The organism is Litoreibacter albidus (assembly GCF_900107015.1).
Lineage (GTDB): Bacteria > Pseudomonadota > Alphaproteobacteria > Rhodobacterales > Rhodobacteraceae > Litoreibacter > Litoreibacter albidus.
The window spans coordinates 218,504-244,923 of record NZ_FNOI01000003.1; the positions used below are offsets into that span (position 1 = coordinate 218,504).

General features: G+C 62.6%; 29 protein-coding genes. 15 read left to right on the forward strand and 14 right to left on the reverse strand.

Annotated elements, in window-relative coordinates:
- Window positions 1-16 precede the first annotated feature (16 nt).
- The 9 genes from BLW66_RS09485 to BLW66_RS09525 all read right to left on the reverse strand — a co-directional run bounded on the left by BLW66_RS09485 (window position 17) and on the right by BLW66_RS09525 (window position 9,091).
- Window positions 17-1,630, reverse strand: a complete 1,614-nt coding sequence (locus BLW66_RS09485; RefSeq protein ID WP_089946905.1) for a thiamine pyrophosphate-binding protein — start codon at window positions 1,628-1,630, stop codon at window positions 17-19.
- 36 nt (window positions 1,631-1,666) lie between these two features.
- Window positions 1,667-2,128: a DUF302 domain-containing protein gene (locus BLW66_RS09490; protein WP_089946906.1), complete on the reverse strand. Its 462-nt coding sequence runs from the start codon at window positions 2,126-2,128 to the stop codon at window positions 1,667-1,669.
- Window positions 2,129-2,299: 171 nt separating this feature from the next.
- A complete protein-coding gene (locus BLW66_RS09495; protein WP_089946907.1) occupies window positions 2,300-2,899 on the reverse strand; it encodes a superoxide dismutase in 600 nt (199 codons plus the stop codon).
- Window positions 2,900-3,038: 139 nt separating this feature from the next.
- On the reverse strand, window positions 3,039-3,614 hold the full coding sequence (locus BLW66_RS09500) for a sarcosine oxidase subunit gamma (RefSeq protein WP_089946908.1): 576 nt from the start codon (window positions 3,612-3,614) through the stop codon (window positions 3,039-3,041).
- Window positions 3,607-6,618 carry a sarcosine oxidase subunit alpha family protein gene (locus BLW66_RS09505; RefSeq protein ID WP_089946909.1) on the reverse strand — a complete coding sequence of 1,004 codons (3,012 nt, stop codon included), beginning with the start codon at window positions 6,616-6,618 and terminating at the stop codon, window positions 3,607-3,609. Before BLW66_RS09505 ends, BLW66_RS09500 begins: the two co-directional genes overlap by 8 nt.
- A gap of 67 nt (window positions 6,619-6,685) precedes the next feature.
- Complete coding sequence (locus BLW66_RS09510) at window positions 6,686-7,024, reverse strand: sarcosine oxidase subunit delta (protein ID WP_089946910.1); 339 nt, start codon at window positions 7,022-7,024, stop codon at window positions 6,686-6,688.
- A gap of 84 nt (window positions 7,025-7,108) precedes the next feature.
- Complete coding sequence (locus BLW66_RS09515) at window positions 7,109-7,297, reverse strand: hypothetical protein (RefSeq protein ID WP_089946911.1); 189 nt, start codon at window positions 7,295-7,297, stop codon at window positions 7,109-7,111.
- A gap of 210 nt (window positions 7,298-7,507) precedes the next feature.
- Window positions 7,508-7,756 (reverse strand): hypothetical protein, encoded by a 249-nt coding sequence (locus tag BLW66_RS09520; protein ID WP_089946912.1) that lies wholly within the window; start codon window positions 7,754-7,756, stop codon window positions 7,508-7,510.
- Window positions 7,757-7,846: 90 nt separating this feature from the next.
- Window positions 7,847-9,091, reverse strand: coding sequence for a sarcosine oxidase subunit beta family protein (locus tag BLW66_RS09525; protein ID WP_089946913.1), 1,245 nt, complete (start codon window positions 9,089-9,091; stop codon window positions 7,847-7,849).
- 191 nt (window positions 9,092-9,282) lie between these two features.
- Between BLW66_RS09525 and ruvX the strand changes: the two genes are divergently transcribed.
- Genes ruvX through BLW66_RS09540 form a run of 3 tightly spaced genes read left to right on the forward strand, consistent with a single transcriptional unit; the run spans window position 9,283 to window position 11,128 of the window.
- A complete protein-coding gene (ruvX, locus tag BLW66_RS09530; RefSeq protein ID WP_089946914.1) occupies window positions 9,283-9,765 on the forward strand; it encodes a Holliday junction resolvase RuvX in 483 nt (160 codons plus the stop codon).
- Complete coding sequence (locus BLW66_RS09535; RefSeq protein WP_089946915.1) at window positions 9,762-9,989, forward strand: DUF1289 domain-containing protein; 228 nt, start codon at window positions 9,762-9,764, stop codon at window positions 9,987-9,989. The genes ruvX and BLW66_RS09535 overlap by 4 nt, the downstream gene beginning before the upstream one ends.
- Before the next feature lie 32 nt (window positions 9,990-10,021).
- Window positions 10,022-11,128: a THUMP domain-containing class I SAM-dependent RNA methyltransferase gene (locus tag BLW66_RS09540; protein ID WP_089946916.1), complete on the forward strand. Its 1,107-nt coding sequence runs from the start codon at window positions 10,022-10,024 to the stop codon at window positions 11,126-11,128.
- Window positions 11,129-11,132: 4 nt separating this feature from the next.
- Here BLW66_RS09540 and BLW66_RS09545 read toward each other — a convergent pair whose 3' ends face one another.
- The 3 genes from BLW66_RS09545 to BLW66_RS09555 form a co-directional block, all read right to left on the reverse strand.
- Window positions 11,133-11,606, reverse strand: coding sequence for a tRNA (cytidine(34)-2'-O)-methyltransferase (locus BLW66_RS09545; RefSeq protein ID WP_089946917.1), 474 nt, complete (start codon window positions 11,604-11,606; stop codon window positions 11,133-11,135).
- A gap of 141 nt (window positions 11,607-11,747) precedes the next feature.
- Window positions 11,748-12,776 carry a tRNA dihydrouridine(20/20a) synthase DusA gene (gene dusA / locus BLW66_RS09550; RefSeq protein WP_089946918.1) on the reverse strand — a complete coding sequence of 343 codons (1,029 nt, stop codon included), beginning with the start codon at window positions 12,774-12,776 and terminating at the stop codon, window positions 11,748-11,750.
- 96 nt (window positions 12,777-12,872) lie between these two features.
- Complete coding sequence (locus tag BLW66_RS09555) at window positions 12,873-13,562, reverse strand: fumarylacetoacetate hydrolase family protein (protein ID WP_089946919.1); 690 nt, start codon at window positions 13,560-13,562, stop codon at window positions 12,873-12,875.
- A 93-nt stretch (window positions 13,563-13,655) separates the two neighbouring features.
- On the opposite strand from BLW66_RS09555, the gene BLW66_RS09560 reads away from it, so the two are divergent.
- From BLW66_RS09560 to BLW66_RS09590, 7 genes are all read left to right on the forward strand, one after another.
- Window positions 13,656-14,204 (forward strand): DUF4329 domain-containing protein, encoded by a 549-nt coding sequence (locus BLW66_RS09560; protein ID WP_089946920.1) that lies wholly within the window; start codon window positions 13,656-13,658, stop codon window positions 14,202-14,204.
- A gap of 4 nt (window positions 14,205-14,208) precedes the next feature.
- The gene (locus BLW66_RS09565) at window positions 14,209-14,829 is read left to right on the forward strand and encodes a class I SAM-dependent DNA methyltransferase (protein WP_089946921.1); all 621 of its coding nucleotides are present in this window, start codon (window positions 14,209-14,211) and stop codon (window positions 14,827-14,829) included.
- 92 nt (window positions 14,830-14,921) lie between these two features.
- The gene (locus tag BLW66_RS09570; RefSeq protein WP_089946922.1) at window positions 14,922-15,803 is read left to right on the forward strand and encodes a metal ABC transporter substrate-binding protein; all 882 of its coding nucleotides are present in this window, start codon (window positions 14,922-14,924) and stop codon (window positions 15,801-15,803) included.
- Window positions 15,800-16,687: a manganese/iron ABC transporter ATP-binding protein gene (locus BLW66_RS09575; protein ID WP_089946923.1), complete on the forward strand. Its 888-nt coding sequence runs from the start codon at window positions 15,800-15,802 to the stop codon at window positions 16,685-16,687. Before BLW66_RS09570 ends, BLW66_RS09575 begins: the two co-directional genes overlap by 4 nt.
- On the forward strand, window positions 16,684-17,532 hold the full coding sequence (locus BLW66_RS09580; RefSeq protein WP_089946924.1) for a metal ABC transporter permease: 849 nt from the start codon (window positions 16,684-16,686) through the stop codon (window positions 17,530-17,532). The genes BLW66_RS09575 and BLW66_RS09580 overlap by 4 nt, the downstream gene beginning before the upstream one ends.
- Window positions 17,532-18,353 carry a metal ABC transporter permease gene (locus BLW66_RS09585; RefSeq protein ID WP_089946925.1) on the forward strand — a complete coding sequence of 274 codons (822 nt, stop codon included), beginning with the start codon at window positions 17,532-17,534 and terminating at the stop codon, window positions 18,351-18,353. Before BLW66_RS09580 ends, BLW66_RS09585 begins: the two co-directional genes overlap by 1 nt.
- 72 nt (window positions 18,354-18,425) lie before the next feature.
- Window positions 18,426-19,028, forward strand: coding sequence for a TetR/AcrR family transcriptional regulator (locus BLW66_RS09590; RefSeq protein WP_089946926.1), 603 nt, complete (start codon window positions 18,426-18,428; stop codon window positions 19,026-19,028).
- Here BLW66_RS09590 and BLW66_RS09595 read toward each other — a convergent pair.
- Window positions 19,021-19,803 (reverse strand): DUF2189 domain-containing protein, encoded by a 783-nt coding sequence (locus tag BLW66_RS09595; protein WP_089946927.1) that lies wholly within the window; start codon window positions 19,801-19,803, stop codon window positions 19,021-19,023. The genes BLW66_RS09590 and BLW66_RS09595 overlap by 8 nt on opposite strands.
- 183 nt (window positions 19,804-19,986) lie before the next feature.
- Between BLW66_RS09595 and puuE the strand changes: the two genes are divergently transcribed.
- The 5 genes from puuE to BLW66_RS09620 all read left to right on the forward strand — a co-directional run bounded on the left by puuE (window position 19,987) and on the right by BLW66_RS09620 (window position 25,662).
- A complete protein-coding gene (puuE, locus tag BLW66_RS09600; RefSeq protein WP_089946928.1) occupies window positions 19,987-21,396 on the forward strand; it encodes an allantoinase PuuE in 1,410 nt (469 codons plus the stop codon).
- Window positions 21,393-22,208 carry a bifunctional allantoicase/(S)-ureidoglycine aminohydrolase gene (locus BLW66_RS09605; RefSeq protein WP_089946929.1) on the forward strand — a complete coding sequence of 272 codons (816 nt, stop codon included), beginning with the start codon at window positions 21,393-21,395 and terminating at the stop codon, window positions 22,206-22,208. The genes puuE and BLW66_RS09605 overlap by 4 nt, the downstream gene beginning before the upstream one ends.
- Window positions 22,202-22,684 carry an ureidoglycolate lyase gene (locus BLW66_RS09610; protein WP_089946930.1) on the forward strand — a complete coding sequence of 161 codons (483 nt, stop codon included), beginning with the start codon at window positions 22,202-22,204 and terminating at the stop codon, window positions 22,682-22,684. Before BLW66_RS09605 ends, BLW66_RS09610 begins: the two co-directional genes overlap by 7 nt.
- 64 nt (window positions 22,685-22,748) lie before the next feature.
- Window positions 22,749-24,182: a uracil-xanthine permease family protein gene (locus BLW66_RS09615; RefSeq protein ID WP_089946931.1), complete on the forward strand. Its 1,434-nt coding sequence runs from the start codon at window positions 22,749-22,751 to the stop codon at window positions 24,180-24,182.
- A 121-nt stretch (window positions 24,183-24,303) separates the two neighbouring features.
- Complete coding sequence (locus BLW66_RS09620; RefSeq protein ID WP_089946932.1) at window positions 24,304-25,662, forward strand: phosphohexomutase domain-containing protein; 1,359 nt, start codon at window positions 24,304-24,306, stop codon at window positions 25,660-25,662.
- Here the strand turns inward: BLW66_RS09620 and BLW66_RS09625 are convergent.
- Window positions 25,659-26,417 carry a formylglycine-generating enzyme family protein gene (locus BLW66_RS09625; RefSeq protein ID WP_089946933.1) on the reverse strand — a complete coding sequence of 253 codons (759 nt, stop codon included), beginning with the start codon at window positions 26,415-26,417 and terminating at the stop codon, window positions 25,659-25,661. The genes BLW66_RS09620 and BLW66_RS09625 overlap by 4 nt on opposite strands.
- Window positions 26,418-26,420: the final 3 nt, after the last annotated feature.

The window sequence follows — 26,420 nt, forward strand, 5'->3', positions numbered from 1 at the left end:
CACACCCGCGCCGTCGCTATATCCGCCCGTCATAGGCCTTTTGCGCAATCACCGCTGCAATCACGGTGAAGGTGTCCGCATCACGCGCCGCCGTCAAGGCATCGCGCAGCTCGTCGCGGGACCGGACAGTGAACCCCAGCCCGCCAAAGGCCCGCCCGATGGCGGCAAAATCATGCTCCATAAAGTCAACGCCCGCATTCGCCATCTGTCGCTGGCGCTGCTTCAACTCGATCAAAGACAGCGATTGGTCCACAAACACGACAAAAATCGTGTTCAGCCCGTGCTCTTTCGCCGTCGACCATTCCCCCGCCACCATCAAGGCCCCCGCGTCGCCGGAAAAGCTCACGACAGTGCGCTCCGGCGACGCATATTTGGCCCCCATCGCCAGCGGCACCGCACAGCCCATGGTGCACAGCGCCGAGGATTGCAAAAGCTGGCGCGGCGCGGTGCAGGTCCACATCTGCGACAGCAAAATCCGGTGCGCCCCGCTGTCCACCGTGGCCACGGTATCAAGCGGTAACATATCGCGGCACGCCGCAACCACCGCGCCGGGTCCCCACGGCTCGTCACGCGGGAAGGCCGCCGCCAGCCCCGCTTTGCAGGCCGCAATCTCGCCGCCGGTCCACGTATCACGCGCAGCGCCCGCCCCTGTCAGTGCCTGCAACGCAGCGCCAGTGTCGCAGATAAAGCTGAGGCCTGCCTGATGCATGTAATGGTGGTTCGGCGCGGCGGTGATATCAATGACCCGCACCTCGTCGGGTGACCACAGCTCGCGCCAGCCGGGCCGCATCTCGATGGGGTCGTAGCCCACGCAAATGACCAGATCAGCCGCCCGCACCAATGGCACCAGATGGCTGTCCGCCAAGGGCGACAGCCCCGCCCCCCCCAAGGCCAGCGGGTGGGTCTCGGAAATCACCCCTTTGGCCTTATAGGTGGTGATCACCGGCGCGCCGTAGCGCTGCGCAAACGCCAGTAGCGCGGCGTGGCTCTCGTCGTAGATCACATCAAGCCCCGCGATGATCACCGGCCGCTCCGCCGCATCCAGCCAGCTTTGCGCCAGCGCCAGATCCGCTCCCGCAGGGGCCGTGGCGGAGGCCGCTGCCCGCCGCCGTAACTTTGGCGCAGCCATGCTGTCGGCCACCGTAATCGGCACGTCGATATGCACCGGACCCGCGCGCCCCTCTGTGGCGATCCCCACAGCCTTGTCGGCCACCGTGTCGGCACCTTGGGCCGTCAGGGTGAAGCTGGCTTTGGTGATCTCGGCGAACACGCACCCGTGGTCCAGCACTTGGTGGGTGTAGGTCAGCGCCTCATCGGCATCGACGCAGCCCGTCAGAACAATCATCGGCACCCGCTCTTGGTGGGCGTTGGCCACCGCATTCACACCGTTCATCGCCCCCGGGCCGACCGTCGCCACCAAGATCGCGGGCGCGCCGGTCATATGATGCGCACCTTCGGCCATGAACCCCGCCGCGTTCTCATGTTTGCACAGCACAAACTCGATCCCCGCCGCCTGCAAGGCGTCCACCAAGGTCAAAACCTCTCCGCCAGGCATGCCGAAGGCATGGCGGCACCCCGCCTCATATAGGCGCTCGGCCAAAAGATCAGCGGCACGTTTGGGGGTCGGCATAGGGCTCTCCTTAGGGATCAGGGCTAGCTGCTGGTATCAATCTGCTGCGGCTTGGGCAATGGACATGAAAACCGCGTCCAACTCCGCCGCCGCACGCCCCAGATCCGGCCCCGCCTCCGCCATATAGGGCGCGAACACCAGCGACGGCGTTTTATAGCTCACCGTGGCGCCGGTCTCGGTCTCGGTCACATATATCCGGATCGGCGCTTCAATCATCGCCGCCGTCGATAGCGCAAGGATGCGCACCGCAAACTGGTTGTTGAACACGCCAATCACGCGGTTGCCCGGAATACTGATCCCGCGTGCGCGCGCCGCCGCCGTGGGGCCAGCCTGCGTGACCACCCCCATGTTATGCGCGCGCACTGCCACCTTCACGTCGTCAATCAGTTGGCCATGCGCCTTCTCGGTCTCGATCACCACCCAGCCCGCGCGCGGCGCGATATCCGCCGCCGCAGCAGCGGCCCATGCAAAAAACACGAGGCTCAAAATGTAGCGCATGCCCTCATCTCCAGCTGGTTAAAAATACTCAAAAATACATGCCAGAGATGCACACACACCGCCAATCACGTCTTCGCCACCGCCCGCACAGCACGCAAAAGCCCCCCAAGCGGCAGCTTGGGAGGCTTTTCAAATCATCTCGCGCACAGGCATCGCCTGTGCTCATTTTGCTCACATGCGCGACGCGACGTTTTCCCAGTTGACCAGATTGTCGAGGAAGTTGGTCAAATACACGGGGCGCTTGTTGCGGAAGTCGATGTAGTAGGAGTGCTCCCAAACATCACAGCCCAGCAAGGTTGTCTGGCCAAAGCACAGCGGGTTCACGCCGTTCTCTGTCTTGGTGACCTTGAGGCCGCCGTCCGCGTCTTTAACCAGCCAGCACCAGCCGGAGCCGAACTGACCCGCGCCCGCCGCAGAGAACTCTTCCTTGAATTTCTCGACCGAGCCGAAGCTGTCTTTCAAAGCGGCTTCCAGCTCGGACGGCATCGCGGATTTACCCGGGCTCATCATTTCCCAAAACTGGTTGTGGTTCCACAGCTGGGAGATGTTGTTGAAGATGCCGCTTTGGGCCACGGCGGATTTGTCGTAGGTGCCGACGATGATCTCTTCAAGGGATTTGCCATCCCACTCTGTGCCCTCAATGGCCTTGTTGCCGTTGGTCACATAAGCATTGTGGTGCAGGTCGTGGTGATACTCCAGCGTCTCCTTGGACATGCCGCCGTCAGCCAGTGCGTCATGGGCGTATGGAAGGTCGGGAAGTGTAAAAGCCATTGTCTGGGCCCCCTATAATTGGACGTGAAAAATCGGATGTGCCATAACTGAGCGCCCGAGGGCGCGGGGTCAAGGCTCGTTTAACGAACGTATGGCGTCGGGGTCCGGTTCCGTGGCGCGCCGCGCTGTGTCCCTTGGCTCAGAACACCCCGACCTGTGAGCCGGATTTCGCTGACATGCTCAGAAGGTCGAACACATACTGCGCCTCGGAGCGAAAGCAGATCAGTTCGAACGCATCGTCCCCCACCGCCCCGAAGGCCACCGCCGCCTGCGCCAGTCTGGTGCGCCGGAACATGCCTTGGGTGAACGCCGCGCGCGACATATCGACGGGCGCAAGCTTGGCCAACACCTCGCGGGCACTGCCCTCGGCCGTGCCTTCAACCATGAACACCGCGCGGGCGTCTGACATGTTAACTGCCAATCCGTGCATCCCCTCCAGCGCCGCGCTCAGGCGCGCCACCACGTCGGGGGCGTCAGCATAGGGGACCATGATCAGCAGCTCGTCGGGCGACATCCACGCGGCGGCGCGCTCACCCGCGCGGGTGCACCGGCGCACCTCGGGCATGTCGACGCCTACAATGTCTGTCACCGCTTGGCGCAAGGACGCCGCATTGTGGTCGCCGCGCAGGGTGATCATACCGCGCAATCCGGCTTCCGTCACCGTGGCAAATCCCGCTGAAGAGACGCCTTGCAAGGCGCTGACTGCATTAGACATTTTGCTTCTTCCCTTCAGGGTCATAGAACACGGGGCTGACGATCTTGGCGGTCTTGCTGGTGCCATCCAGCATGGGGAAGTTGATCACCTCGCCCATGCGCTCCGGCCCGTTCCAGACCAGCCCCATGGCGATCCCCTTGCCCAAAGTGGGCGAATGATAGGTGGAGGTAACGCGCCCTTGCGTGTTGCGCTGACCGTTGGCGTTCACGCCTTCCGCCACCGCATAAGCGCCGTCCGGCAGTGTGGAGCCATCGGTGGTTTCCAAGCCCACCAACTGCCAGCGGTCTGGGTCGGTCATGTGGATGCGCTGCTGCGCGCGCTTGCCAAGGTAGTCGTCCTTTTTCTTGGAGAGCGCCCAATGCAGGCCCAGATCCTGCGGGATGATTGTGCCGTCGGTCTCGTCCCCGATCATGATGAACCCCTTCTCTGCGCGCAGAATGTGCAAAGCCTCTGTGCCGTAGGCAGTGGCGTCAAACTCCGCCCCTGCCGCATGCAGCGCGTCCCAGAACGCGCGGGTCTGGCTGGCGGGCACGGCGATCTCGAACGACAACTCCCCCGAGAACGATATGCGGAAGACGCGGGCGTCAAAGCCGCCGATCTGGCCTTCCTTCCACTCCATGAAGCCAAGCGCCTCTTTGGAGACATCCATGCCGCCCAGCTTCTCCAACACGGCCCGCGCATTGGGGCCGACCACGGCGATTTGGCCGTATTGCTCGGTCGCGTTGACGGTATAGACCTTCCAATCCCACCATTCGGTTTGCAGCCATTCTTCCATATGCGCGTGGATACGCGCCGCGCCGCCGGTGGTGGTGTGGCACAGCCATGTGTCTTCGTCGATCCGCGCCACCACCCCGTCATCGGTGAGGAAGCCGTTTTCGGTGCACATCAGCCCGTAGCGGCATTTGCCCTGCTTCAGGTTGGACATCATGTTGGTGTACATCATGTCGAGGAACTTACCCGCGTCCGGCCCTTTGACGATGATTTTGCCCAAGGTGGACGCATCGAGCAGCCCAAGGCTGTTGCGCGTCGCCAAGACCTCGCGGTGAACCGCTTGCTCCACCGTCTCGCCGTCGCGTTGGTAGCAATAGGCGCGCCGCCAATGGCCCACGGGTTCCCAATAGGCGCCGTTGTCGCTGCCCCACTGGTGCAGCGGGGTTTGATTGACCGGCTGGAACAAATCTCCCGATGCGTCCCCCCCGATGGAGCCCATGGAGATGGGCGTATAGGGCGGGCGGAAGGTGGTCGTGCCAACGGCGGGAATAGCTTCATTCAAACTGTCAGCCAAGATCGCCAAGCCGTTGATGTTGCTCAACTTACCTTGATCCGTCGCCATGCCGATGGTGGTGTAGCGCTTGGTGTGCTCCACGCTCTCATAGCCCTCTTGCGCGGCAAGTTGCACGTCGGACACTTTCACGTCGTTTTGAAAGTCGAGCCACATTTTGGAGCGCAGCTTGTAGCCGGCACCTTGCGGCATCTTCCAAACGGGCAGCAAGGGCGCGGGCTCCTCGGCGTCCGCCTTTGGAGCGGCCATGTCGGGGGCTATATGCCCCATACGCACGGCGGCGGTCTTGCCCGCCTGTGTCGCGTCGGCCAACACGGCAGCGCTGTCCATCGCGCCGCTGGCGATGCCGGCGGTGATCACAAAATCCTGCCCCTGCGCCCCCTTGGGGGCCGCGTCGGGGTTGGGGCGGAAGTGCGCCTCCCCCTCGTCCCAAAGCAGTTTGCCACCACAGTGCGACCAGAGATGCACCACCGGCGACCAGCCGCCCGACATGGCAACCGCGTCGCAGTCGATTGTCTCCAGCACGCTGCCCTCGCCCGCCTGCGCGCAGATGTCCACCGCCGTGACGCGCTTGCCGCCTTTGACGGACGCAATGGCCTTACCGTTCTCGACCCGAACACCCAAGGCGCGGGCCTGATCGGCCAACGCGCCGCCGCCGTTCGGGCGGGCGTCAAGGATCACGGGGATTTCCAGACCTGCCTGCTTCAGGGTGATCGCCGTGCGGTAGGCGTCGTCATTGTTGGTGACGACCACGGTGCGGTCCCCCGGACTGACGGCAAAGTTGACGGCATAGTCACGCACCGCCGAGGCCAGCATGACGCCCGGAATATCGTTGCCTGCGAAGGCCAGCGGGCGCTCTATCGCGCCGGTAGCGGTGATGATCTGCCCCGCACGGATGCGCCACAACCGGTGGCGCGGTATGTCTTGGGCGGGCGCGTGATCGGTGAGGCGCTCATAGGCCAAGGCGTAGCCGTGGTCATACACCCCCGCGCCCATGGTGCGGGACCGGATCGTGACGTTATCCATGTTTTCAAGCTGTTGCAGCGTGTTTTTGACCCATGCGTCGGCGGGCTGCCCGTCGATCTCCACGCCATCCACAGGGGCGCGACCGCCCCAATGTGCCGTCTGCTCCACCAGCATCACCTTGGCACCGGCCTGCCCCGCCGCGCGTGCGCCTTGCAGCCCCGCGATGCCGCCGCCTATGACCAGCACATCAACGAAGGCGTAGAAATGCTCGTAGCGGTCCGCGTCGCGGTCTTTGGGGGCTTTGCCCAGCCCCGCCGCGCGACGGATCAGCGGCTCGAACAGGTGTTTCCACGCCGGCGCCGGTGCCATGAAGGTTTTGTAGTAGAAGCCTGCGGGCATGAACCGCGACGCGTAGTTGTTGAGCACCCCGACGTCGAAATCTAGCGACGGCCAGTGGTTTTGACTTTCTGCGGTCAGCCCGTCGAAGAGCTCCGTCGTGGTGACACGGGCGTTTGGCTCGAAGGTGCCACCGCGCCCGAGGTTGACCAAGCCGTTCGGCTCCTCCGCGCCGGAGGCCACAACGCCGCGCGGGCGGTGATATTTGAACGAGCGCCCCATGAGCATCTGGTCATTGGCCAAAAGTGCCGAAGCGAGCGTATCGCCTTGGAGGCCGCGCAGGCGCCTGCCGTTGAACTGAAAGGTGACCTGTTTGGTTTTATCTAGCAGGCGGCCGCCGGTGGACAGTCTGGTGCTCATGAGATCAAGCCTTGGAATTTGGTGAAACAGGCCCTCCGGGGGAGGTATTTAGGAAGCAATGATGGGGTCATGTCGCGCCCTGCCAGCCTTCGAAGCTCCAATCGGGATGTTTCGCGGTTATGGCCGCGCGGATATCATCCGGCGGGGTGAGGGTTTGCGCGGGGTATGTGCCGAAGACCTCCAGCGTGGTGGTGGAGCGTGCGGCGTGGAACCATTTGCCACAGCCGTTAACGTGACGCCAGCGTTCCAGATGCACCCCGCGCGGGTTGGCGCGGGTGAAGAGATAGGCCTCGAAGGCGGCGTCATCGGCACCAACGGTTTCGCGCTTGATGTGGGCCTGACCACCGGCGTGCAGCTCCGTCTCTTCGGCGTGGATGCCGCAGTAGGGGCATTCTAAAATCAGCATGGGGCACTCCTTGGCATGAACGCACTTAGGGCGGGCACCGCGTGGCACCCGCCCTGCTGGGGGAAGAAGATTTGATTTGGGGTGTTAGCCGTCAGCCGCAGGTGCGGTGATGGCTGGCGCGTCGAGGTTTTCAGGTGGCGCGATGGCGTCGCCTTCCGTGACCGTGCCGGAGCCGAGCATGGCGATGACCACGATGAACAGGCCGATGAGGACTGCGGCGACCACGAGGCCGGTGCTGCTGCTATTGGATTTCGGGGTTGTGTAGTCAGACATGAAGATACCTCCTTTGGTGAGGGCTTCATGGTGCCAGTTACGCTTGTTATCGCAACGGGCGTGGCGTGCGGCGGCCATTCTCGGCGGGAGGTAGCCTGAATAGGCGCGCCGCATGCGCTAAGCTTTGCCTGTCTTGGAGGGAAGACGGGTTTGGGTCGGCCGCAGGGAGGAACGGCCGACCCTAGAGCGAGGGTACGCGGGGGAAAACGCTTAGTTTCCGGCTTCGCCGGACACTGCACCCTCAACTGCATCAGCAGCACCTTCGACGGCGGCACCAGCGCCCTCGATCGTGATGCTAACATCGTCATTGGCCGACGGGTTCGACCCGGAGAAGACCACATAGGCCAGAACGCCGACGACCACGATGAGGGCCCCGACCACAACGCCCATGCCGGCACCGCCGCTTGTCGTTGTGGTGGTGGTTGTGTTCGTGCGTTCTGTGTTGTCTGTATGTGCCATGTCGGGGCTCCTATGATGTCTCTTTTCATCATCACAACCCGATGAGCGCCCAGAAGGTTCCCAGATTTTTTCGCGCCCCGCCTCGCCATGCTAATGCGCCACGCCTGCGGCGACGCTTTCGTCGATGAAGCGTCCCTCTTTAAAGCGGTCGAGGCCGAATTCGGCCGTCAGCGGGGAATGCCCTTTGGCGACCAGCTCCGCCATGGCCCAGCCAGAGCCGGGGATTGCCTTGAAGCCGCCAGTGCCCCAACCGCAGTTGATGAAGCAATTGCCCAGCGGTGTTTTCGACAGGATCGGGGAGCGGTCGCCCGTGACATCGACAATACCGCCCCACTGGCGCAGCATCTTGAGGCGCGACAGCATGGGGAACGTCTCGACCAGCGCGCGCACGGTTTCCTCGACATGCTGGAAGCTGCCACGTTGGGTGTAGTTGTTGTAGCCGTCGGTGCCGCCGCCGATGACCATCTCCCCCTTGTCGGACTGGCTGAGGTACCCGTGCACGGTGTTGGCCATGACGACGATATCCATGCAGGGCTTGATCGGCTCCGACACCAAGGCCTGCAGCGCCACGGATTCAATTGGCAGACGGAAGCCTGCGAGCCCTGCCACATGGCCGGAATTCCCTGCGACGACGATACACAGCTTTTCGCAGTCGATGTCGCCCTTGGTGGTGGAGACGCCCGTGACCTGCCCGCCCGCACGCTTCACATCCGTGACCTCGCATTGCTGGATGATGTCCATGCCCATGTCCGAGCAGGCGCGCGCGTAGCCCCATGCCACCGCATCGTGGCGTGCGGTGCCGCCGCGCGCTTGGAACAGGCCGCCCAACACGGGATAGCGGGGGCCGTCGATGTTCATAATCGGGCAGATTTCCTTGACCCGCTCTGGCCCGATGAATTCCGTCTTCACCCCTTGCAGCGCGTTCGCATAGGCGGTGCGCTGGTAACCGCGCACCTCGTGATGGGTTTGCGCCAGCATCAGCACCCCGCGCGGGGAGAACATGACGTTGTAGTTCAAATCCTGGCTCATGGTCTCGTAGAGGCTGCGCGCCTTCTCGTAGATCGCGGCGGAGGGGTCTTGCAGGTAATTCGAGCGGATAATCGTGGTGTTACGCCCCGTGTTCCCGCCGCCCAGCCAGCCCTTCTCGATAATGGCAACGTCAGTGATGCCGTGGTTTTTGCCGAGGTAATAGGCAGTCGCCAGCCCGTGCCCGCCTGCGCCCACGATTATGACCTTATACTTCTTCTTCGGCGTCGGAGAGCGCCAAGCGCGCTCCCAACCGGAGTGGAACCGGACCGCTTCGCGCGCGATCGCAAAGGCAGAATAGCGTTTCATAGAAAGATCCCCTTGTGGGCGGCCACGTTGCCCCCGTTTTGCGCCAGCGCAGGGGGGCGCGTCCCGCTGGTTTCGGCATATCACGGCCTAGTTGCGACACACCAGCGTCGCGAGGTCGCAAATACAACATCTTGAGTGGACTTTGGGGGGCTGCCGCGCCTATCTGGAGGCAAGCAAAGAGCGGGTTTGATATGGGCGAAATTTACGATGACATCACGGCGTTTCTAGACGCCCTGCCCCCGATGCGCCCGATTGTCGGGCTTGATCTGGGCACGGTCACGCTGGGGGTTGCAGTGTCTGACAGCTTCATGTCGGTGGCGACGCCTTTGGAGACGATCAAGCGCAAAAAGTTCGGGGTGGATGCCGCCGCCCTGCTTGCCATCATGGAAAAGCGCGGGGTTGCGGGGCTCGTGCTGGGGCTGCCGTTGAATATGGACGGCTCCGAGGGGCCGCGGGTGCAATCGACCCGCGCGTTTGCGCGCAACCTGTCGCGACTGACAGATGTGCCCATCACCTATTGGGACGAGCGCCTGTCCACCGTGGCGGCGGAGCGCGCGTTGCTGGAGGCGGATACGTCGCGAAAGCGTCGCGCGGAGGTGATCGACCATGTCGCCGCAGGGTTTATCCTGCAAGGGGCACTGGACCGCATACGCCACATAAAGGACAACGCATGAGCGACGACATCTGGCAGCGCGACGAGGTGCAAAGCCCCTGCGTTAAGGTGTGCATCGTGCATCCGGCGGAGCGGTTGTGTACAGGCTGTCTGCGCACCATCGACGAGATTGGCGCGTGGTCACGGATGACGAATGAAGCCCGCGCCGCGCTTCTGGAGGAGCTACCGTCACGGGCGGGGCGCTTGAAGCAACGACGTGGCGGCCGAAAGGCCCGTATAGGCTAGCGCCCGCGCCCCAGTGGCCCTATGGACATGCCATGACTGATACAGATCTTGAGATTTTCGCCGTGGCCCCTCCGGGGTTAGAACCTGCCTTGCTGCCAGAATTCCGTGCATTGGGCTACAAAGACGCGCGATATGGCGCGGGGGGCGTGACCATGATGGGCGGCTGGGCGGATGTCTGGCGGCTTAATCTGGAACTGCGCGGGGCGACCAAGGTGCTGGCCCGCATCGGTAGCTTTCGCGCGATGAGCCTTGCGGGGCTGGACCACCGTGCCGACGAATTCCCGTGGGACGAGACGTTTTATTCCGGCACCACGGTGCGGGTCGAGGCGACGTGCAAACGCTCCAAGATTTACCACGCTGGTGCCGCGATTGAGCGGGTGGAGCGCGCGTTGCTGAAGGCGGGCATGAAACCGTCGGCGGACGGCGAGGTCACGTTGAAGGTGCGCATCGAGCAAAACATCGTCACGCTGAGCGTCGATACCTCTGGCGAAAGCCTGCACAAGCGCGGCCACAAGGAAGCCGTCGGCAAAGCGCCGATGCGCGAAAACCTTGCGGCTCTGTTCCTGCGGCAAGCGGGCTATGACGGCGCGGAGCCGGTGTTGGACCCGATGTGCGGCTCCGGCACCTTTGTTATCGAGGCGGCAGAGATTGCCGAAGGGCTGCAAGCCGGACGGTCGCGCCGTTTCGCGTTCGAGACCTTGGCGAGTTTCGACGCCGTTGACTACAAGGCCCTGCGCCGTGCGGTCAGCGTGGTAAAGGGCCCTGCGCGGTTCTTCGGCTCTGACCGCGATGCGGGGACGCTCAAAGGTGCTGTGGCCAACGCGGACCGCGCGGGGCTGTCGGCTATCTGCGACTTCCAGTGCAAACCGCTGTCAGAACTGAAGCGACCCGACGGCGCTGCGGGCCTCGTCATCGTGAACCCGCCCTACGGCGGGCGGATCGGGGACAAAAAGCAGCTATATGCGCTCTACGCGAGCCTCGGCACGGCGATGAAGACGCAGTTTTCGGGCTGGCGCGTGGCGATTGTCACCTCGGAGCCGGGGTTGGCGCAGGCCACCGGCCTGCCGCTGAGCCAAGGCCCCGCTATCCCGCATGGCGGCATGAAAGTGTGGCTGTTCCAGACACCGCCCCTGAAGTAGCGCCTTAGCCGCCAAGCTGCGTGCGCATCGCTTGGTAGATCACCGCTGTCGCAACGTTCGCAAGGTTGAGCGAGCGCACGATAGGGTTGCGCATCGGCAGGTGGAACACGCGGTCGTCCATGCCGTCCAGAACATCCGCAGGCAGGCCTTTGGATTCGCACCCGAAGACCAGATACGCATCTTCTTGGAACGCAGGTTCATAGACGCTTTGCGCGCCGTGCTCTTCAAAGAAATACAGGGCGTCACGGGGCGGCTGGCGCTCTGCCAAAAAGCTGGCCCAATCGTCGTATTCGCTAAGCTGGACGTGCTTCCAATAGTCTTGCCCCGCACGCCGGACGGATTTTTCATCCAGTGAAAACCCGTAGGGCTTGATCAGGATCAACTCCAGATTAAGCGCCACGCAGGTCCGGCCAATTGCCCCCGTGTTGTAGGGGATTTCGGGCGTTACCAAGACCAGTTTCATGCGCGGATCAGACATAGGGCAGTTGGGCTTTCAGGTTGGGCGGGCGCAGGATGGCCCGTCGCTCCCCGCCTGTTAGCGCGTTCATGGGGCGCACCACAACGGCAAGCTTGCGAAAACCAAGGCACCGCCGGTGGGACGGACTTCAACTATTTTCGTTCAAGCGGGTTCCTGCGCGGTCTGCACCGCGTCCAGCGCCTCCAGCACCAGCGCACTGCCCGCCCCCGCACGGTGGGCGTTATCAGACAGGGTGCGCCGCCAGCTGCGCGCACCGGGCTGGCCCGCGAACAGGCCCAGCATATGGCGTGTCACCTGCCCCAGCTTGCCACCGCGCGCCACGTGATCGTCGATATAGGGCAACATCTGCTGCACCACGTCCGCGCGGGTGTGGGTTCGGGGGGCCGCATCAAAGACCTTTTCGTCGGCGTCGGACAGGATGTCCCATGGTTGGTGATAAGCGGCGCGGCCATACATCAACCCGTCCAACGTGCTAAGGTGCGGCAGCCCCTCCTCCAGCGTCGCCAGCCCGCCATTGAGCGAGATATGCATATCAGGGAACGCCGCCTTCATCGCATGAACGATGTCGTAATCCAGCGGCGGCACGTCGCGGTTTTCCTTGGGGCTAAGCCCCTGCAACCACGCCTTGCGCGCGTGGATCGTCACCCGCGCCACGCCCGCATCACGGATGCGGCTCAGGAAATCGGGCAGGATCACCTCCGGCGATTGATCATCGACACCGATGCGGCATTTCACCGTGACTTCAACCGGTTGCGCCTTGATCATGGCGGCCACACACTCCGCCACCAGCGCGGGGCGCTCCATCAACACCGCGCCGAAAAAGCCCGACTGCACACGGTCCGACGGGCAGCCCACGTTCAGGTTGATCTCGTCGTAGCCACGCTGTGCACACAGGGCTGCGGCCTCGGCCAACTCCGCAGGGTCAGAGCCGCCAAGCTGCACAGCGACAGGGTGCTCCGGCTCAGAGAACTCCAACAAATGCACCGCCCCGCCCCGTACCAAAGCCGGCGCCGTCACCATTTCAGTATAGAGCAGCGCCTGCTTGGAAATCAGACGGTGAAAATAGCGGCAATGGCGGTCGGTCCAATCCATCATCGGAGCGACGGATAACCGTGCGGCGCGCGTTGCGTCCGGGCGGCCTTGCGTTTGAAGCGGGGCGAGAGGGGCCATTTGGGTCGGTTTCCTTAGGTTCGGGGGGCTTTTTCCCCCGTTCGCACCCTCTGCGCAATAGGGTATCTGCGCGGCGGCCTTAGTGCAGACCCCGCGTCACCGCGCGGTGATGGTTACTGTCAGGGACGGAAGCCCGTCGACGCCTGCTTCCATCACGTCGCCCAGCCCGACCGCACTGACACCAGCGGGGGTGCCGGTCATGATCAGATCACCCGGTGCCAGCGCCACCAAGGTGGACAGATGCGCCACGCAATCGGCGGCGGGCCATATCATCTCTGATAGGTCACCGGTTTGACGGGTCTCCCCGTTTACCGTGATCCAGATTTTGCCAGAGTTCAGCGAACCGGCCTCGGCCAGCGGCACCAGCGCCCCCATGGGGGCGGATTGATCGAACCCTTTGGCCATATCCCACGGCCTGCCTGCCTTTTTCGCCACCGCTTGCAGGTCGCGGCGTGTCAGGTCGATACCCACACCAGCACCCCACACATGCTGCATGGCGTCTTGCACGGCAATGTCGGTGCCGCCCGTGCCGATGGCTAGGACCAGCTCCACCTCATGGTGCAGGTCTTCGGTGGCCTTGGGGTAAGGCATCTTTGCGCCGCTTTCGACCACGGCGTCGGCGGGCTTGGTGAAATAGAACGGCGGGTCACGTTCGTCGTTGCCCATCTCGCGGATGTGCTCCGCGTAGTTGCGCCCGACGCAGAAGATGCGGCGCACGGGGAAGCGGTCGGAGGACCCTGCGACGGCGACGGAGGCTTGTGGTGCGGGGGGGATGACGTAGCTCATGAAGAGACCTCTTGCAGGGGGATTCTATGACGGCAACTTAGCCACGGCGGGATTGATTGGACAGGGGCGGATAGACTGGGTAGCGTCACGGCCATGAAACACATTGCCCTCAGCCTTGCGATGCTGCTCGCCGCCACAGGCGGCAGCTACGCCGACACCCTGCGACTGGGGGAGGACAAGCGTCTACGCGCCGCCGCCCAGCAGGTGTTGACGGGGCTGCAAAGCCGCAGCTTTCGCACGGGGCGCGAGTTTTGCGGGCTGCTGGGGCGCAACAAGGACGGCGCGATTGTCGCCACCCGCCCGCGCAAGGGAAGCGCCGACAGCTGCCTGCCGCACGAGTTTCGCGGGCGCGGAATTGTGGCGCTGGCGTCCTACCACACGCATGGGGCCTATGATCACGACGCCGACAGCGAGGTGCCGTCGTATTCCGACCTGAGTGCGGACATCGACGAGGGGCTGATCGGCTTCATCGCCACCCCTGGCGGGCGTTTGTGGGTGAATCTGCCGGACAAGGCCGTCAGCCGCCAGCTGTGCGGTATCAGGTGCCTGCCGCAAGACCGACATTTCCAGCAAGGCGACTGGGGGCTGATCAACAAGCAGTACACCCTGCGCCAGCTTAAACAGCGGCTGCAACTCTACTAACGCGATGACCGATCCCAGCGCCAACCGCGTGGCCGCGCTTTACGGCACCCACAGCGCCGCTTGGGACAGACTGCGGACCCGCAACGGGATGGAGTGTGACTGGATAGACCGTTTCAAGCACGCCATGCCGACCGCGCCCAGCGCGCCCCATGTGCTGGACCTTGGCTGCGGCACGGGGCAGCCGCTCGCCGCGCACCTTATGGACGCAGGCTGCAAGATTACCGGCGTGGATGCGGCGCAGGCGATGACGGCCCGCGCGGCCGCGCGCTTCCCGCAGCAAAACTGGATCACCGCCGATATGCGTGCGTTGCCCCCCTTGGGAACATTCGACGGCGTTCTTGCGTGGCACAGCTTTTTCCACCTGCCCCCTGACGCCCAGCGCCAGATGTTTTCCACCTTCGCGCGGCTGAGCCACGCGGGCACCGCGTTGATGTTCACCAGCGGCCCAGAGAGTGGTGAGACCATCGGCACGTTCGAAGGGCAGCCCCTCTACCACGCAAGTCTGGCCCCCACTGAGTACCGCGAGCTGTTGCGAGCGCATGGCTTTCGCCTGTTGGCACATGTGGCAAAGGATCAGAGCTGCGGCGGCGCGACAGTGTGGCTGGCGGTGATGGGGGCCTCTTAATTGCGATCAATTCGCAACTGGCTTGACTTTGTTGCAAACGACTCGCATATAGAACGGGACTTAATCGCACCATCAGACAGGACCCCTCTCTCATGCGCTTTGCCATCCCCGCAGTTCTTGCCCTTGCCTTGAATGTCCTTCCCGCGACCGCCGCCGATAAATTCAAAGCCGTGACCACCTTCACCGTGATCGCGGATATGGCCACGCGGGTGGCGGGCGACGTGGCCGTGGTGGAAAGCATCACCAAGCCCGGCGCGGAGATACACAACTACCAGCCCACCCCACGCGACATTGTGCGCGCGCAAGATGCCGATCTGGTGCTGTGGAACGGCCTCAATCTGGAGTTGTGGTTCGAGCAGTTCTTCCGCAACCTTTCCGACGTGCCGTCTGCTGTGGTGTCCGACGGGGTGGAGCCTATGGGCATTTCCAAAGGCCCCTACTCCGGCAAGCCGAACCCCCATGCTTGGATGTCGGTCGACGCGGCGCTGATCTATGTCGACAACATCGCCGATGCCTTTGCCCAAAATGACGCGGCCAACGCCGAGATCTACCGCGCCAACGCGGAGGCCTATAAGGCAGAAATCATAGAGGTGCTTGCCCCCCTGAAGGACCGCATCAACGCCCTGCCCGAGGATAAGCGCTGGCTGGTCACGTCTGAGGGCGCGTTTTCCTACCTTGCCCGCGATCTGGGGCTGAAAGAGCTATACCTGTGGCCGATCAATGCCGACGCGCAGGGCACGCCAAAGCAGGTGCGCGATTTGATTGACGCGGTGCGTGCCAACGACATTGGCGTTGTGTTCTCCGAGAGCACGGTGTCTGCTGCCCCTGCCGAGCAGATTTCACGCGAAACCGGCGCGGCTTATGGCGGTGTTCTATACGTGGATAGCCTCAGCACCGCCGACGGGCCGGTGCCCACCTATCTGGACCTGTTGCGGGTCACGGTTGAAACCATTGCGGAAGGTTTAGAGAAATGAGTTTTGGCAGCTTGCCTGACGACACTGCCGGCCTGTGTGCCGAAGGGATCACCGTCACCTACCGCAACGGGCATACCGCCTTGCGTGATGCGTCCTTCTCTCTGCCCAAAGGCACTATTGCCGCGCTTGTGGGGGTGAACGGATCGGGCAAGTCAACGCTGTTCAAGGCGATCATGGGGTTTGTGCCCACGTCCTCTGGCAACATCTCCATCCTTGGCGGCACCGTGCGGGACGCGCTGCGCGCCAACACGGTGGCCTATGTCCCCCAGTCGGAGGAGGTCGACTGGACATTCCCCGTATTGGTGGAAGATGTGGTGATGATGGGACGCTATGGCCATATGGGGTTCTTCCGCATTCCCCGCCCCGAGGACCACAAGATGGTCGAGAAGGCGTTAGAGCGGGTCAACATGCTGGAGTTCCGTCACCGCCAGATCGGCGAATTATCCGGCGGGCAAAAGAAGCGCGTGTTCCTCGCGCGTGCTTTGGCGCAAGACAGCCGCGTGGTACTGCTGGACGAGCCGTTCACCGGCGTAGACGTGCAAACCGAGGATGCCATTATCGCGCTGCTGCGCGAAATGCGTGACGAGGGCCGCGTGATGCTGGTCTCCACCCACAACCTTGGCTCTGTGCCGGAGTTTTGCGACCGCACGATCCTGATCAAAGGCACCGTGCTGGCGCATGGGCCGACGCCCGAGATATTCACCCGCCAGAACCTTGAACTGGCCTTTGGTGGGGTGCTGCGTCACTTCGTGATGCAAGGCGCGGACCTGCACGACGACGAGGAAGACAAGCGCCGCCTGACGGTGATCTCGGACGACGAACGCCCGTTTGTCATCTACGACCATCACGACGACGAGGACACAGAAGAGGCGGGCGCCCCATGATCGACGCGCTTTGGGAGCCGTTCACCTACAACTACATGCTCAACGCCATGTGGGTGTCGGCCTTGGTGGGCGCGGTCTGCGCCTTCCTGTCCGCCTATCTGATGCTGAAAGGCTGGTCGCTGATTGGCGACGCGCTGAGCCATAGCATCGTGCCCGGTGTGGCGGCGGCCTATATGCTGGGCCTGCCCTTCGCGCTTGGCGCGTTCTTTGCGGGCGGGCTTGCGGGCGCGTCTATGTTGTTTCTGAACCAACGCACCGGATTGAAGGAGGACGCCATTATCGGGCTGATCTTCACCTCTTTCTTTGGGCTTGGGCTATTCATGATCTCCCTGTCGCCTGCGTCGGTGAATATCCAGACGATCATCATGGGCAACATCCTTGCCATCTCCCCGGCGGACACGGTGCAACTGGCGTTGATCGGTGGCGTGTCGCTGCTGGTGCTGCTGGCCAAGTGGCGCGACCTAATGGTGACGTTCTTTGACGAAAGCCACGCACGCTCCATCGGGTTGCGGCCCGAGTTGCTGAAGGTGATTTTCTTTACCCTGCTGTCTGCCTGCACCGTGGCCGCGATGCAGACCGTGGGTGCATTCTTGGTAATCGCCATGGTGGTGACGCCAGGGGCGACCGCCTACCTGCTGACGGACCGCTTCCCACGGTTGCTGATGATCGCGGTGGCCATCGGCACGCTGTCGTCGTTCATCGGGGCCTACGCCAGCTACTTCCTCAACGGGGCGACGGGCGGCGTGATCGTGTGCTTGCAAACCGTGTTGTTCCTTGCCGCGTTCATCTTTGCCCCAAAACACGGGCTGCTGGCCGCGCGCGCCCGCGCGAAGGAGGCTTTGTGATGGAGTGGTATATGCCCTTCCAGTTCCCCTTCATGGTGAACGCGCTGCTGATCTCTGTGATGTTGGCTATCCCTGCGGGGTTGTTGTCGTGCTTCCTTGTTCTCAAGGGGTGGTCGCTGATGGGCGATGCCATCTCCCACGCTGTCTTGCCGGGGGTGGTGCTGGCCTATGTGCTGGGCCTGCCCTTTGGCGTCGGCGCCTTCGCGGCGGGCATGGCCTGCGCGGGGCTGACCGGCTGGATCGATGAGAACTCCCGCGTGAAGCGTGACACGGTCATGGGTGTTGTCTTCTCGGGCATGTTTGGCCTTGGGATCGTTATGTACACCAAGATCGAGAGCGAGGTTCATCTGGACCACATCCTGTTTGGCAACATGCTGGGCGTTGGGCCTTCGGATATGTGGACCACGGGGCTGATCGCGGTACTGGTCACAGCGCTTATCGCAGTGTTCTGGCGTGATCTTTTGTTGCAATCCTTCGACGAGCAACAGGCCCGCGCCCAAGGGCTGCATGTCCGCGCTTTGCATTTCGGCACCTTGGCGGCAATCTCACTGACCGTTGTGGCCGCCCTTCAGGCGGTGGGCATCATCCTTGCCATCGCGTTTCTTGTGGCCCCCGGTGCGATTGCCTTCCTGCTGACCAAGCGCTTCGGTGTCATGCTGTGGCTGTCAATGCTGGTCGCCGCCGCCTGTTCCTTCATTGGCGTCTACGTCAGCTTCTTCATAGACAGCGCCCCTGCCCCGACGATTGTGTTGCTGATGACCGTGACCTTCATCGCCGCCTTCGTGCGCGCCTCGGTTCTGGCGCGGCGGGTGACGGCTTAGTTGACGCTGCGTAAATCTTTACTCAACCGTACATATATGTTCGCTAACTGCCGATAAGGAAGCGGGGCGGACATGCGCGCAGAACGCAAAGACAAACGCAAACTGGAGATCGAGAAAGCCGCGTTAGAGGTCGTGCGCAAGCGCGGCTACGAGGGCGCGTCGATGCTCAACATCGCCAAGGCGGCGAAAGCGTCGAATGAAACCCTCTACCGGTGGTACGGCGACAAGCAGCAGTTGTTTCTAGAGATCGTCAAGGCCGAGGCCGCCACGACCAACCGCGCACTGGACGAAGCCTTGGCCGCGCCAACGCCGCCCGATGACATATTGCGACAAGTTGGAGTTCTGCTTTTGGGTGTGCTGATGGGGGAGCGGTCTGTCGCGCTGAACCGCGCTGCCGCCTCTGACACCAGCGGAAAACTGGGCGCCGCCATCTCGGAGGGTGGTCGCGCGCAGGTCTTCCCGAAAGTCGTCCGGCTTATGGCGCGACTGACAGACGCCGGATTGATCTCCCCGCCCAGTGACGACCAAGCGGCGCTGTGGTTTTCCTATCTATTGATCGGTGATTTACAGACCCGCCGCGTGACCGGCATCTTGCCGCAGCCCACCCGCGCCCAGATCGAAGCGCATGTCGATGCTGCGCTAGACGGCTTTTACCGCATGTGCGCCACTACCTAAGTGGCGTAAACAGCGCGCGGCGGTAGATGTGCCATGTGGCGTGGCCCAGCACCGGCAAGGCCAGAAACAACCCCAAGAACATCGGCACCATTGCGACCAGCAGCATAACCGCGATGATCGCCGCCCAAAGCAGCATCACAGCGCGGTTGTGCAGCACCGTGCGGATAGAGACGCCCATGGCGGTCATGAAGTCTAACTCGCGGTCCAACAACAAAGGCATCGACACGACGGTGATGGTAAACGTCAGCATCGCGACCAAGCCGCCCACAAGCACCTCAAACGCGACAAGCGCGAGGCCGTTGGGGGTTAGGAACACTTCCCATGAGGTTGTGATATTGGTCAGCTGCATATTGCCGAAGAACAGCGCCAGCGACATATGAGCGAAGAAGCTCCAGAACAGCAAGATGATCACCAGCAGCGCACCGATCCACGGCAACTGCCGCCCGCGTTCTGCCCAGACAACGGCGAGGACGGACACCCAGCCCAAAGGCTCCTCCGCCTCCAGCCTGCGGCTGACCTCATATAGGCCCACAGCCGCAAAGGGTGCGACCAGCGGGAAGCCCAACGCCAGCACCAGCGTCCATGTGAAGGTGCCCGCGCCCCAATAGCTTAACCCCGCCCCGCAGAGCACATAGAACGCGGAAAAGAAAAGCCCGTACAGCGGCGCACGGGTGAAATCGCGCCACCCTTCGCGCAACGCGCGCAGGAGTTCCCAAAAGGTGACCCGCCCGATGTCGGGCAGTGGCGAGGCGGCGGGTTGGTCGGTTTTTATCATGGCCCATGACAGCACAGCGCGATTTGTCCGGCAAGTGCTAGCTGCCCCCGCCCGCGCAATAGGGTGCTGGCCGCATCGGCCCGGAGCGATTAACTGTGGCGAAAGGCCAAGCACTATTTCAAATAAAATTTGAAATACACGGTCGGTCAAATGCTATAGCGATAGAGTCAGGGGAGAGCTTATATGAAACGATACGCGCGTGACATGCGTGGCCACGGGGCCAATCCGCCGAATGCCAACTGGCCGAATGGCGCGAAGATTGCGGTGCAAATCGTCGTTAATTATGAGGAAGGTGGCGAGAATTGCGTGCTGCATGGTGACGCCGCCTCGGAGGCGTTTCTGTCAGAAATCGTAGGCGCCGCCGCGTGGCAGGGCCAACGCCACTGGAACATGGAATCGATCTACGAATATGGCGCTCGGGCCGGTTTCTGGCGTCTGCACCGCCTTTTGAAAGATATCCCCGTAACGGTCTACGGCGTCGCCACCTCGCTGGCGCGCGCGCCGGAGCAAGTGGCCGCGATGAAAGACGCCGGTTGGGAAATCGCATCGCACGGTTTGAAGTGGATTGAATACAAGGATTACACCGCCGAGGACGAGCGCGTGGACTTGGACGCCGCCGTCAAGCTGCACACCGAAGTTGTCGGCACCCCGCCGCGCGGCTGGTACACCGGACGGTGCTCTGAAAACACGGTGCGACTGGTGGCGGAGCACGGCGGCTTCGACTATGTGGCAGACAGCTACGCGGATGACCTGCCCTATTATGTGCGTATGGGCGACCGCGACCAGTTGATCGTGCCCTACACGCTGGACTGTAACGACATGCGCTTTGCCACGCCGCAGGGGTTCAACTCTGGCGACCAGTTCGAGACCTACCTGCGTGACAGCTTTGACGCGCTTTATGAGGAAGGCGAAGACGGCACGCCCAAGATGCTGTCCATCGGGCTGCATTGTCGCCTGATCGGGCGTCCGGGGCGTATTCAGGCGCTGAAGCGGTTCTTGGCATATGCCCAAGGCCACGACGGTGTGTGGTTCGCCACCCGTGAGCAGATCGCTCAGCACTGGATGGCGGAGCATCCTGCGACGGTCGCAAAGCGCCCCTCTGCGATGGAAAAAGACGCGTTTATAAGCACCTACGGCGGCATCTTCGAGCACTCCCCATGGGTGGCGGAGCGCGCGTGGGGGTTGGAGCTGGGCCCCGCCCATGACAGCGCCGAGGGTTTGTGGAACGCGATGGCGCGGGCGTTTCGCGCGGCCAGCACCACCGAACGGCTGGAGGTTCTGGACGCGCACCCCGACTTGGCGGGCAAGCTTGCTGCCGCAAAGCGCCTGACCGCAGAAAGCACATCCGAGCAGGCCAGCGCGGGACTTGATGCGCTGACGGACGAGGAGCGCCAGTTGTTCACGCGCCTGAATGACGAATACGTGGCAAAGCACGGATTTCCATTCATTATTGCGGTTCGCGACAATGACAAAGCCAGCATCCTGCAAGCGTTTCAGCAGCGTATCAACAACGACAGCGCGGATGAGTTCGCCCATGCCTGCACACAGGTGGAGCGCATCGCGCAACTTCGACTACAGGAAATACTGCCATGAGCTATGCCCTTCCCCCCGCTGGCCTTCCGTCGCAATCCGACAAGCTGACCGGCACATCTATCTTTACCGAGGCCTACGCCTTCATGCCCGCAGGCGTGATGCGCGATATCGTGACGAGCTTTATCCCGCATTGGCAGGGTAGCCGCGCGTGGATCATCGCGCGGCCCCTTTCGGGCTTTGCGGAGACGTTCTCGCAGTACATCATGGAAGTCGCCCCCGGCGGCGGCTCCGACCAGCCGGAAAGCAATCCTGAGGCCGAGGCCGTTTTGTTTGTGGTTGAAGGGCAAGTTGAGCTGCGCAACAGCGCAGGCAAACATACTTTGGATGAAGGCGGCTACGCCTATCTGCCCGCGGGCGAAGGCTGGACGCTGCACAACCGCACTGACAAGAAAGCCACCTTCCACTGGGTGCGCAAACGGTATGAACCAGCGGACGGGATCGCCGCGCCAGAGGCCTTCGTGACCTCCGATGCCGCCGTTGCCCCGATTGCCATGCCCGACACCAACGGCGCATGGGCCACCACCCGCTTTGTGGAGCCCACCGATTTGCGCCACGATATGCATGTCAACATCGTCACCTTCCAACCCGGCGGGCTTATCCCGTTCGAGGAAACGCATGTGATGGAGCATGGGCTTTACGTCATTGAGGGCACGGCAGAATACCTGCTGAACCGCGACTGGGTGTCGGTCGGTCCCGGCGACTTCATGTGGCTACGTGCGTTCTGCCCGCAAGCCTGCCGCGCCACGGGGGACGGGCCGTTTCGCTACCTGCTCTATAAGGACGTGAACCGCCACGCGAAGCTGCCATGGTAATCCGCACAGCGCCTTTAACTGCCGAAGCCTTCGCGCCCTTTGGCGACGTGCTCGATTGCGCGGGCTCCCCGGATAAAATCATTAACGAAGGCATGTGCGGGCGCTTTCACGACCGCGCCACGCTGGACTTTGAGGACGGGCGCGCGGGGGTGAGCATCTTTCACGCCCAGCCGCGCACGCTGCCCTACCAGCTGAAACTGCTGGAGCGTCACCCGCAAGGCTCGCAAGCCTTCATTCCGATGAGTTTCGAGCCATTCTTGATCATTGTCGCCCAAGACTTGGGCAACGCCCCGGGTGAGGTGTCCGCATTCCTGAGTGCGGCGGGCCAAGCCATCAACTTTCACAAAGGAACATGGCATGGGGTGTTAACCCCCCTGCACGCGCCGGGGTTGTTTGCTGTCGTTGACCGGATTGGCGACGGCGCGAACCTAGAAGAATTCAGGCTGGAACATCCGGTCATGATAGAGCGCGGCTAACGCGCCGAACGGCGGCCCCACGATACCGTGCGGCCACAACACCAGACGTACGGGGAGACACGTTATGACAGACACATCCATAGGAACGCCAGAGCAACTGCGCGATCCGAACTATACACCCGCGCTACACCGCGCCATTCCGCTGGGCATCCAGCACGTGTTGGCGATGTTCGTCTCCAACGTGACGCCCGCGATTATTATCGCGGGGGCGGCGGGCTTCGGTTTTGGCTCTGACGCGGGGGCGCAGGGTTTTCCAGACATGACCTACCTGATCCAGATGTCGATGCTGTTTGCGGGCGTTGCGACGCTGTTCCAGACCATCGGGCTTGGCCCCGTGGGCGCGCGGCTGCCGATTGTGCAAGGCACGTCCTTCGCGTTCATCCCGATCATGATCCCGCTGGTGGCTGGCAAAGGCGTGGACGCCCTGCCCGCGCTATTTGGCGGCGTCCTCATCGGCGGGTTGTTTCACACATTCATTGCCACCTTCATCGGCAAGATCCGCTTTGCCCTACCGCCCTTGGTGACTGGCCTTGTGGTCACGATGATCGGTCTGGCACTGGTGAAGGTCGGCATCCAATACGCCGCTGGCGGCGTTCCGGCCATCGACAAGCCGGAATATGGCTCTTTGCTGAACTGGTCTGCGGCCTTGGTCGTGATCTTCGTGACCTTGGGGCTGAAGTTCTATGCCAAAGGCATGCTGGCGGTGTCTGCCGTCGTGATCGGCATCTTCATAGGCTACCTTTATGCAATGCTGATGGGCATGGTCACCTTGGACGGGATCGCCACCAGTTGGGGCCGCGCGGCGCTGTTCCAAGCGCCCATGCCGTTCAAATACGGGTTCGAGCTGAGCTTTGCCGCCGTTATCGGGTTTTGCCTGATGGCCTTCGTCTCTGCGGTCGAGACCGTGGGCGACGTATCCGGCATCACCAAAGGCGGCGCAGGGCGCGAGGCAACAGAGGCGGAAATCTCCGGTGCGACCTATGCGGACGGTCTTGGTTCTGCGGTGGCAGGCGTCTTCGGCGGCTTCCCGAACACCTCTTTCAGCCAGAACGTGGGCCTGATCGCCATGACCGGCGTAATGAGCCGTCACGTGGTGACGATAGGTGCCATCTTCCTGATCATCTGCGGGCTTGTTCCTAAAGTCGGCGCTGTTATCCGCACCATCCCTATCGAGGTGCTGGGCGGCGGTGTGATCGTGATGTTCGGCATGGTTGTGGCGGCTGGTATTTCCATGTTGTCGGACGTGAAGTGGAACCGGCGCAACATGGTGATCTTTGCGATTGCCCTGTCGGTGGGACTTGGCCTGCAACTGGACCCGAAGGCGGTTCAGTACCTGCCGGACACGCTGCGCATTCTGATGACGTCGGGGCTGCTGCCTGCCGCCTTGATCGCGATTGTGCTGAACCTAGTCCTCCCCGAGGAGCTTTCTGGCGAGGCCACGGAAGAGGTCTCCGGCGGGATGTCGGGTCACGGGCGCGGCGAGTTGCCGAAAAGCTAACCCCAGCTTGAGATATGACATGAAGGCCCCGTTGCACGCAGCGGGGCCTTTTTGCTGCGCTGTCCCCTTGGACCAGCGCGCGGGACGCGTTAAGTCAGTGCCAACAAAGAGAGGCACGATTATGAGTACCCTGACCTGTTTCAAAAGTTACGACGTCCGTGGCCGTCTGGGCGACGAATTGACAGAAGACATCTGTTACCGCATCGGGCGCGGGTTCGCGCGGTCCCTCAAGCCGCGCGACGTGGTGATTGGCTACGACATCCGGCCCACATCGAAGGCTTTGGCAGAGCAGCTTAGCGAGGGCTTGCGCGACGAGGGTGTGAACGTGATCAACCTGGGGTTGTGCGGCACAGAGGAAGTTTACTTCGCCACCACCCGCTTTGTGACCGACGGCGGGTTGATGGTCACCGCATCGCATAACCCGATAAACTACAACGGCATCAAGATGGTGCGCGGCGGCTCGCGGCCCATTTCATCTGCGGACGGCTTGGGCGAAATCCAAGCCTTGGTCGAGGCGGATGACTTCGGCCCAACACGCGCGCGCGGCACGCTGGAAACCCGCAACCCACGCGACGCCTATGCGGAACGTGTGACCAGCTTCGCGGACACCAGCACATGGCGCCCCATGAAGGTTGTGGTAAACGCGGGCAACGGCGTCGCGGGCCCCGCCTTTGAGGTGATCGCAGAAAAGCTGGACCCGCCTATAGAGTTCGTGCGCCAGCATCTGACACCGGACGAGACATTCCCGAACGGTATTCCCAACCCCTTGCTGGAAGAAAACCGCGCGCAAACCGCCGATCTGGTGCGCGCCGAGGGCGCGGATTTGGGCGTTGCGTGGGACGGCGATTTTGACCGCTGCTTTTTCTTCGACGAGACCGGAACCTTCATTGACGGCGAATACGTCGTGGGCCTGCTGGCGGGCGCGTTCCTGAGCAAACACAAAGGTGCCAAGATCATCCACGACCCGCGCGTGATCTGGGCGCTGCTTGATCTGGTGAACGCCGGTGGCGGCGAAGCCGTGGCATCCCAATCCGGCCACAGCCATATCAAAGCCAAGATGCGGGATGTGGATGCGGTCTACGGCGGCGAGATGTCGGCGCACCACTATTTCCGCGACTTCATGTATTGCGACAGCGGCATGATCCCGTGGCTTTTGCTGATTGAGCACATGAGCACGACGGGCAAAAAGCTGTCGGAACTGGTGGCGGACATGCAGGCGCGGTTCCCCTCGTCCGGCGAGATCAACTTCAAGCTGGACGACAAACAGCCCGCGATCGACGCGTTTGAGGCGCGGTATTTGCCGGATGCCAAATCCGTGGACCGCCTTGACGGGCTATCACTGGATTACGGCGATTGGCGGGTGAACCTGCGTCAGTCGAACACGGAACCCGTGCTGCGCCTGAATGTAGAAGCCCGCGGCGACCGTGCGTTGCTCGCCGAGAAAGTGGCGGAGATCAGCAAGCTGATCACCGAGGCCTAGGAGCGCACGGCGCGGTCGGACACCAACCGCATCCCAAGGTGCGCGGGCGGGGAGCCGACCGCGCAGCCCCCGCGTGCGGGATCGCGCACAAGATAAGGGATGGCGGCGATGTGCTCCCCGCCGACAAAGAACGCAGGGCAACGGTCCTGCGTCACCTGCCCCTCAGACGCCCCTGCGTAACAGTCCTGCGTCCATTCCCAGACACTTCCGTTCAAATCAACGATGCCCTGCGACGTTGTCTTAAAGCTGCCTTGCGGGCGCAGTGTCCGCTTGGTTTGCGGCTCCATCAGGTAGGCGGCGGCCCAGCTGAGTTCGGGATCGGTGAAGACGGGATCAGGCTCGTGCGGCAGGACTTCGGCGGCCATATGCTCCCACTCCGCCATTGTGGGCAGGCGGAAGGCGACGCCGGTGGCATCATTGATCCATGCAAGGTATTCGCCGACATCCACATAGGATAGGCCCGTAGCGGGCATCTCGGCCTCGGCGTGGCTGCCTTTGGCCCTTAGCGCTTGCGAACACGCGCCCTGTGCGTGGCAGGCGTTCCATTCGGCAACGGTGACTTCAAATTTCTGCACATAGAGCGCGTGACCGTCTGGCATGATCACGGCCTGTTCGGCCATGACGGGGATGGGGGCTGAATTGGGGCTGCGCGGGTGAAGCACAACCCCAACCAGACCCGCCACCGCCAGCAACATGAGCGACCATTTCAGCAATGGCTGTTCGAAGTGTGCATAATTGGCGATGGCGTGTGTCATTTA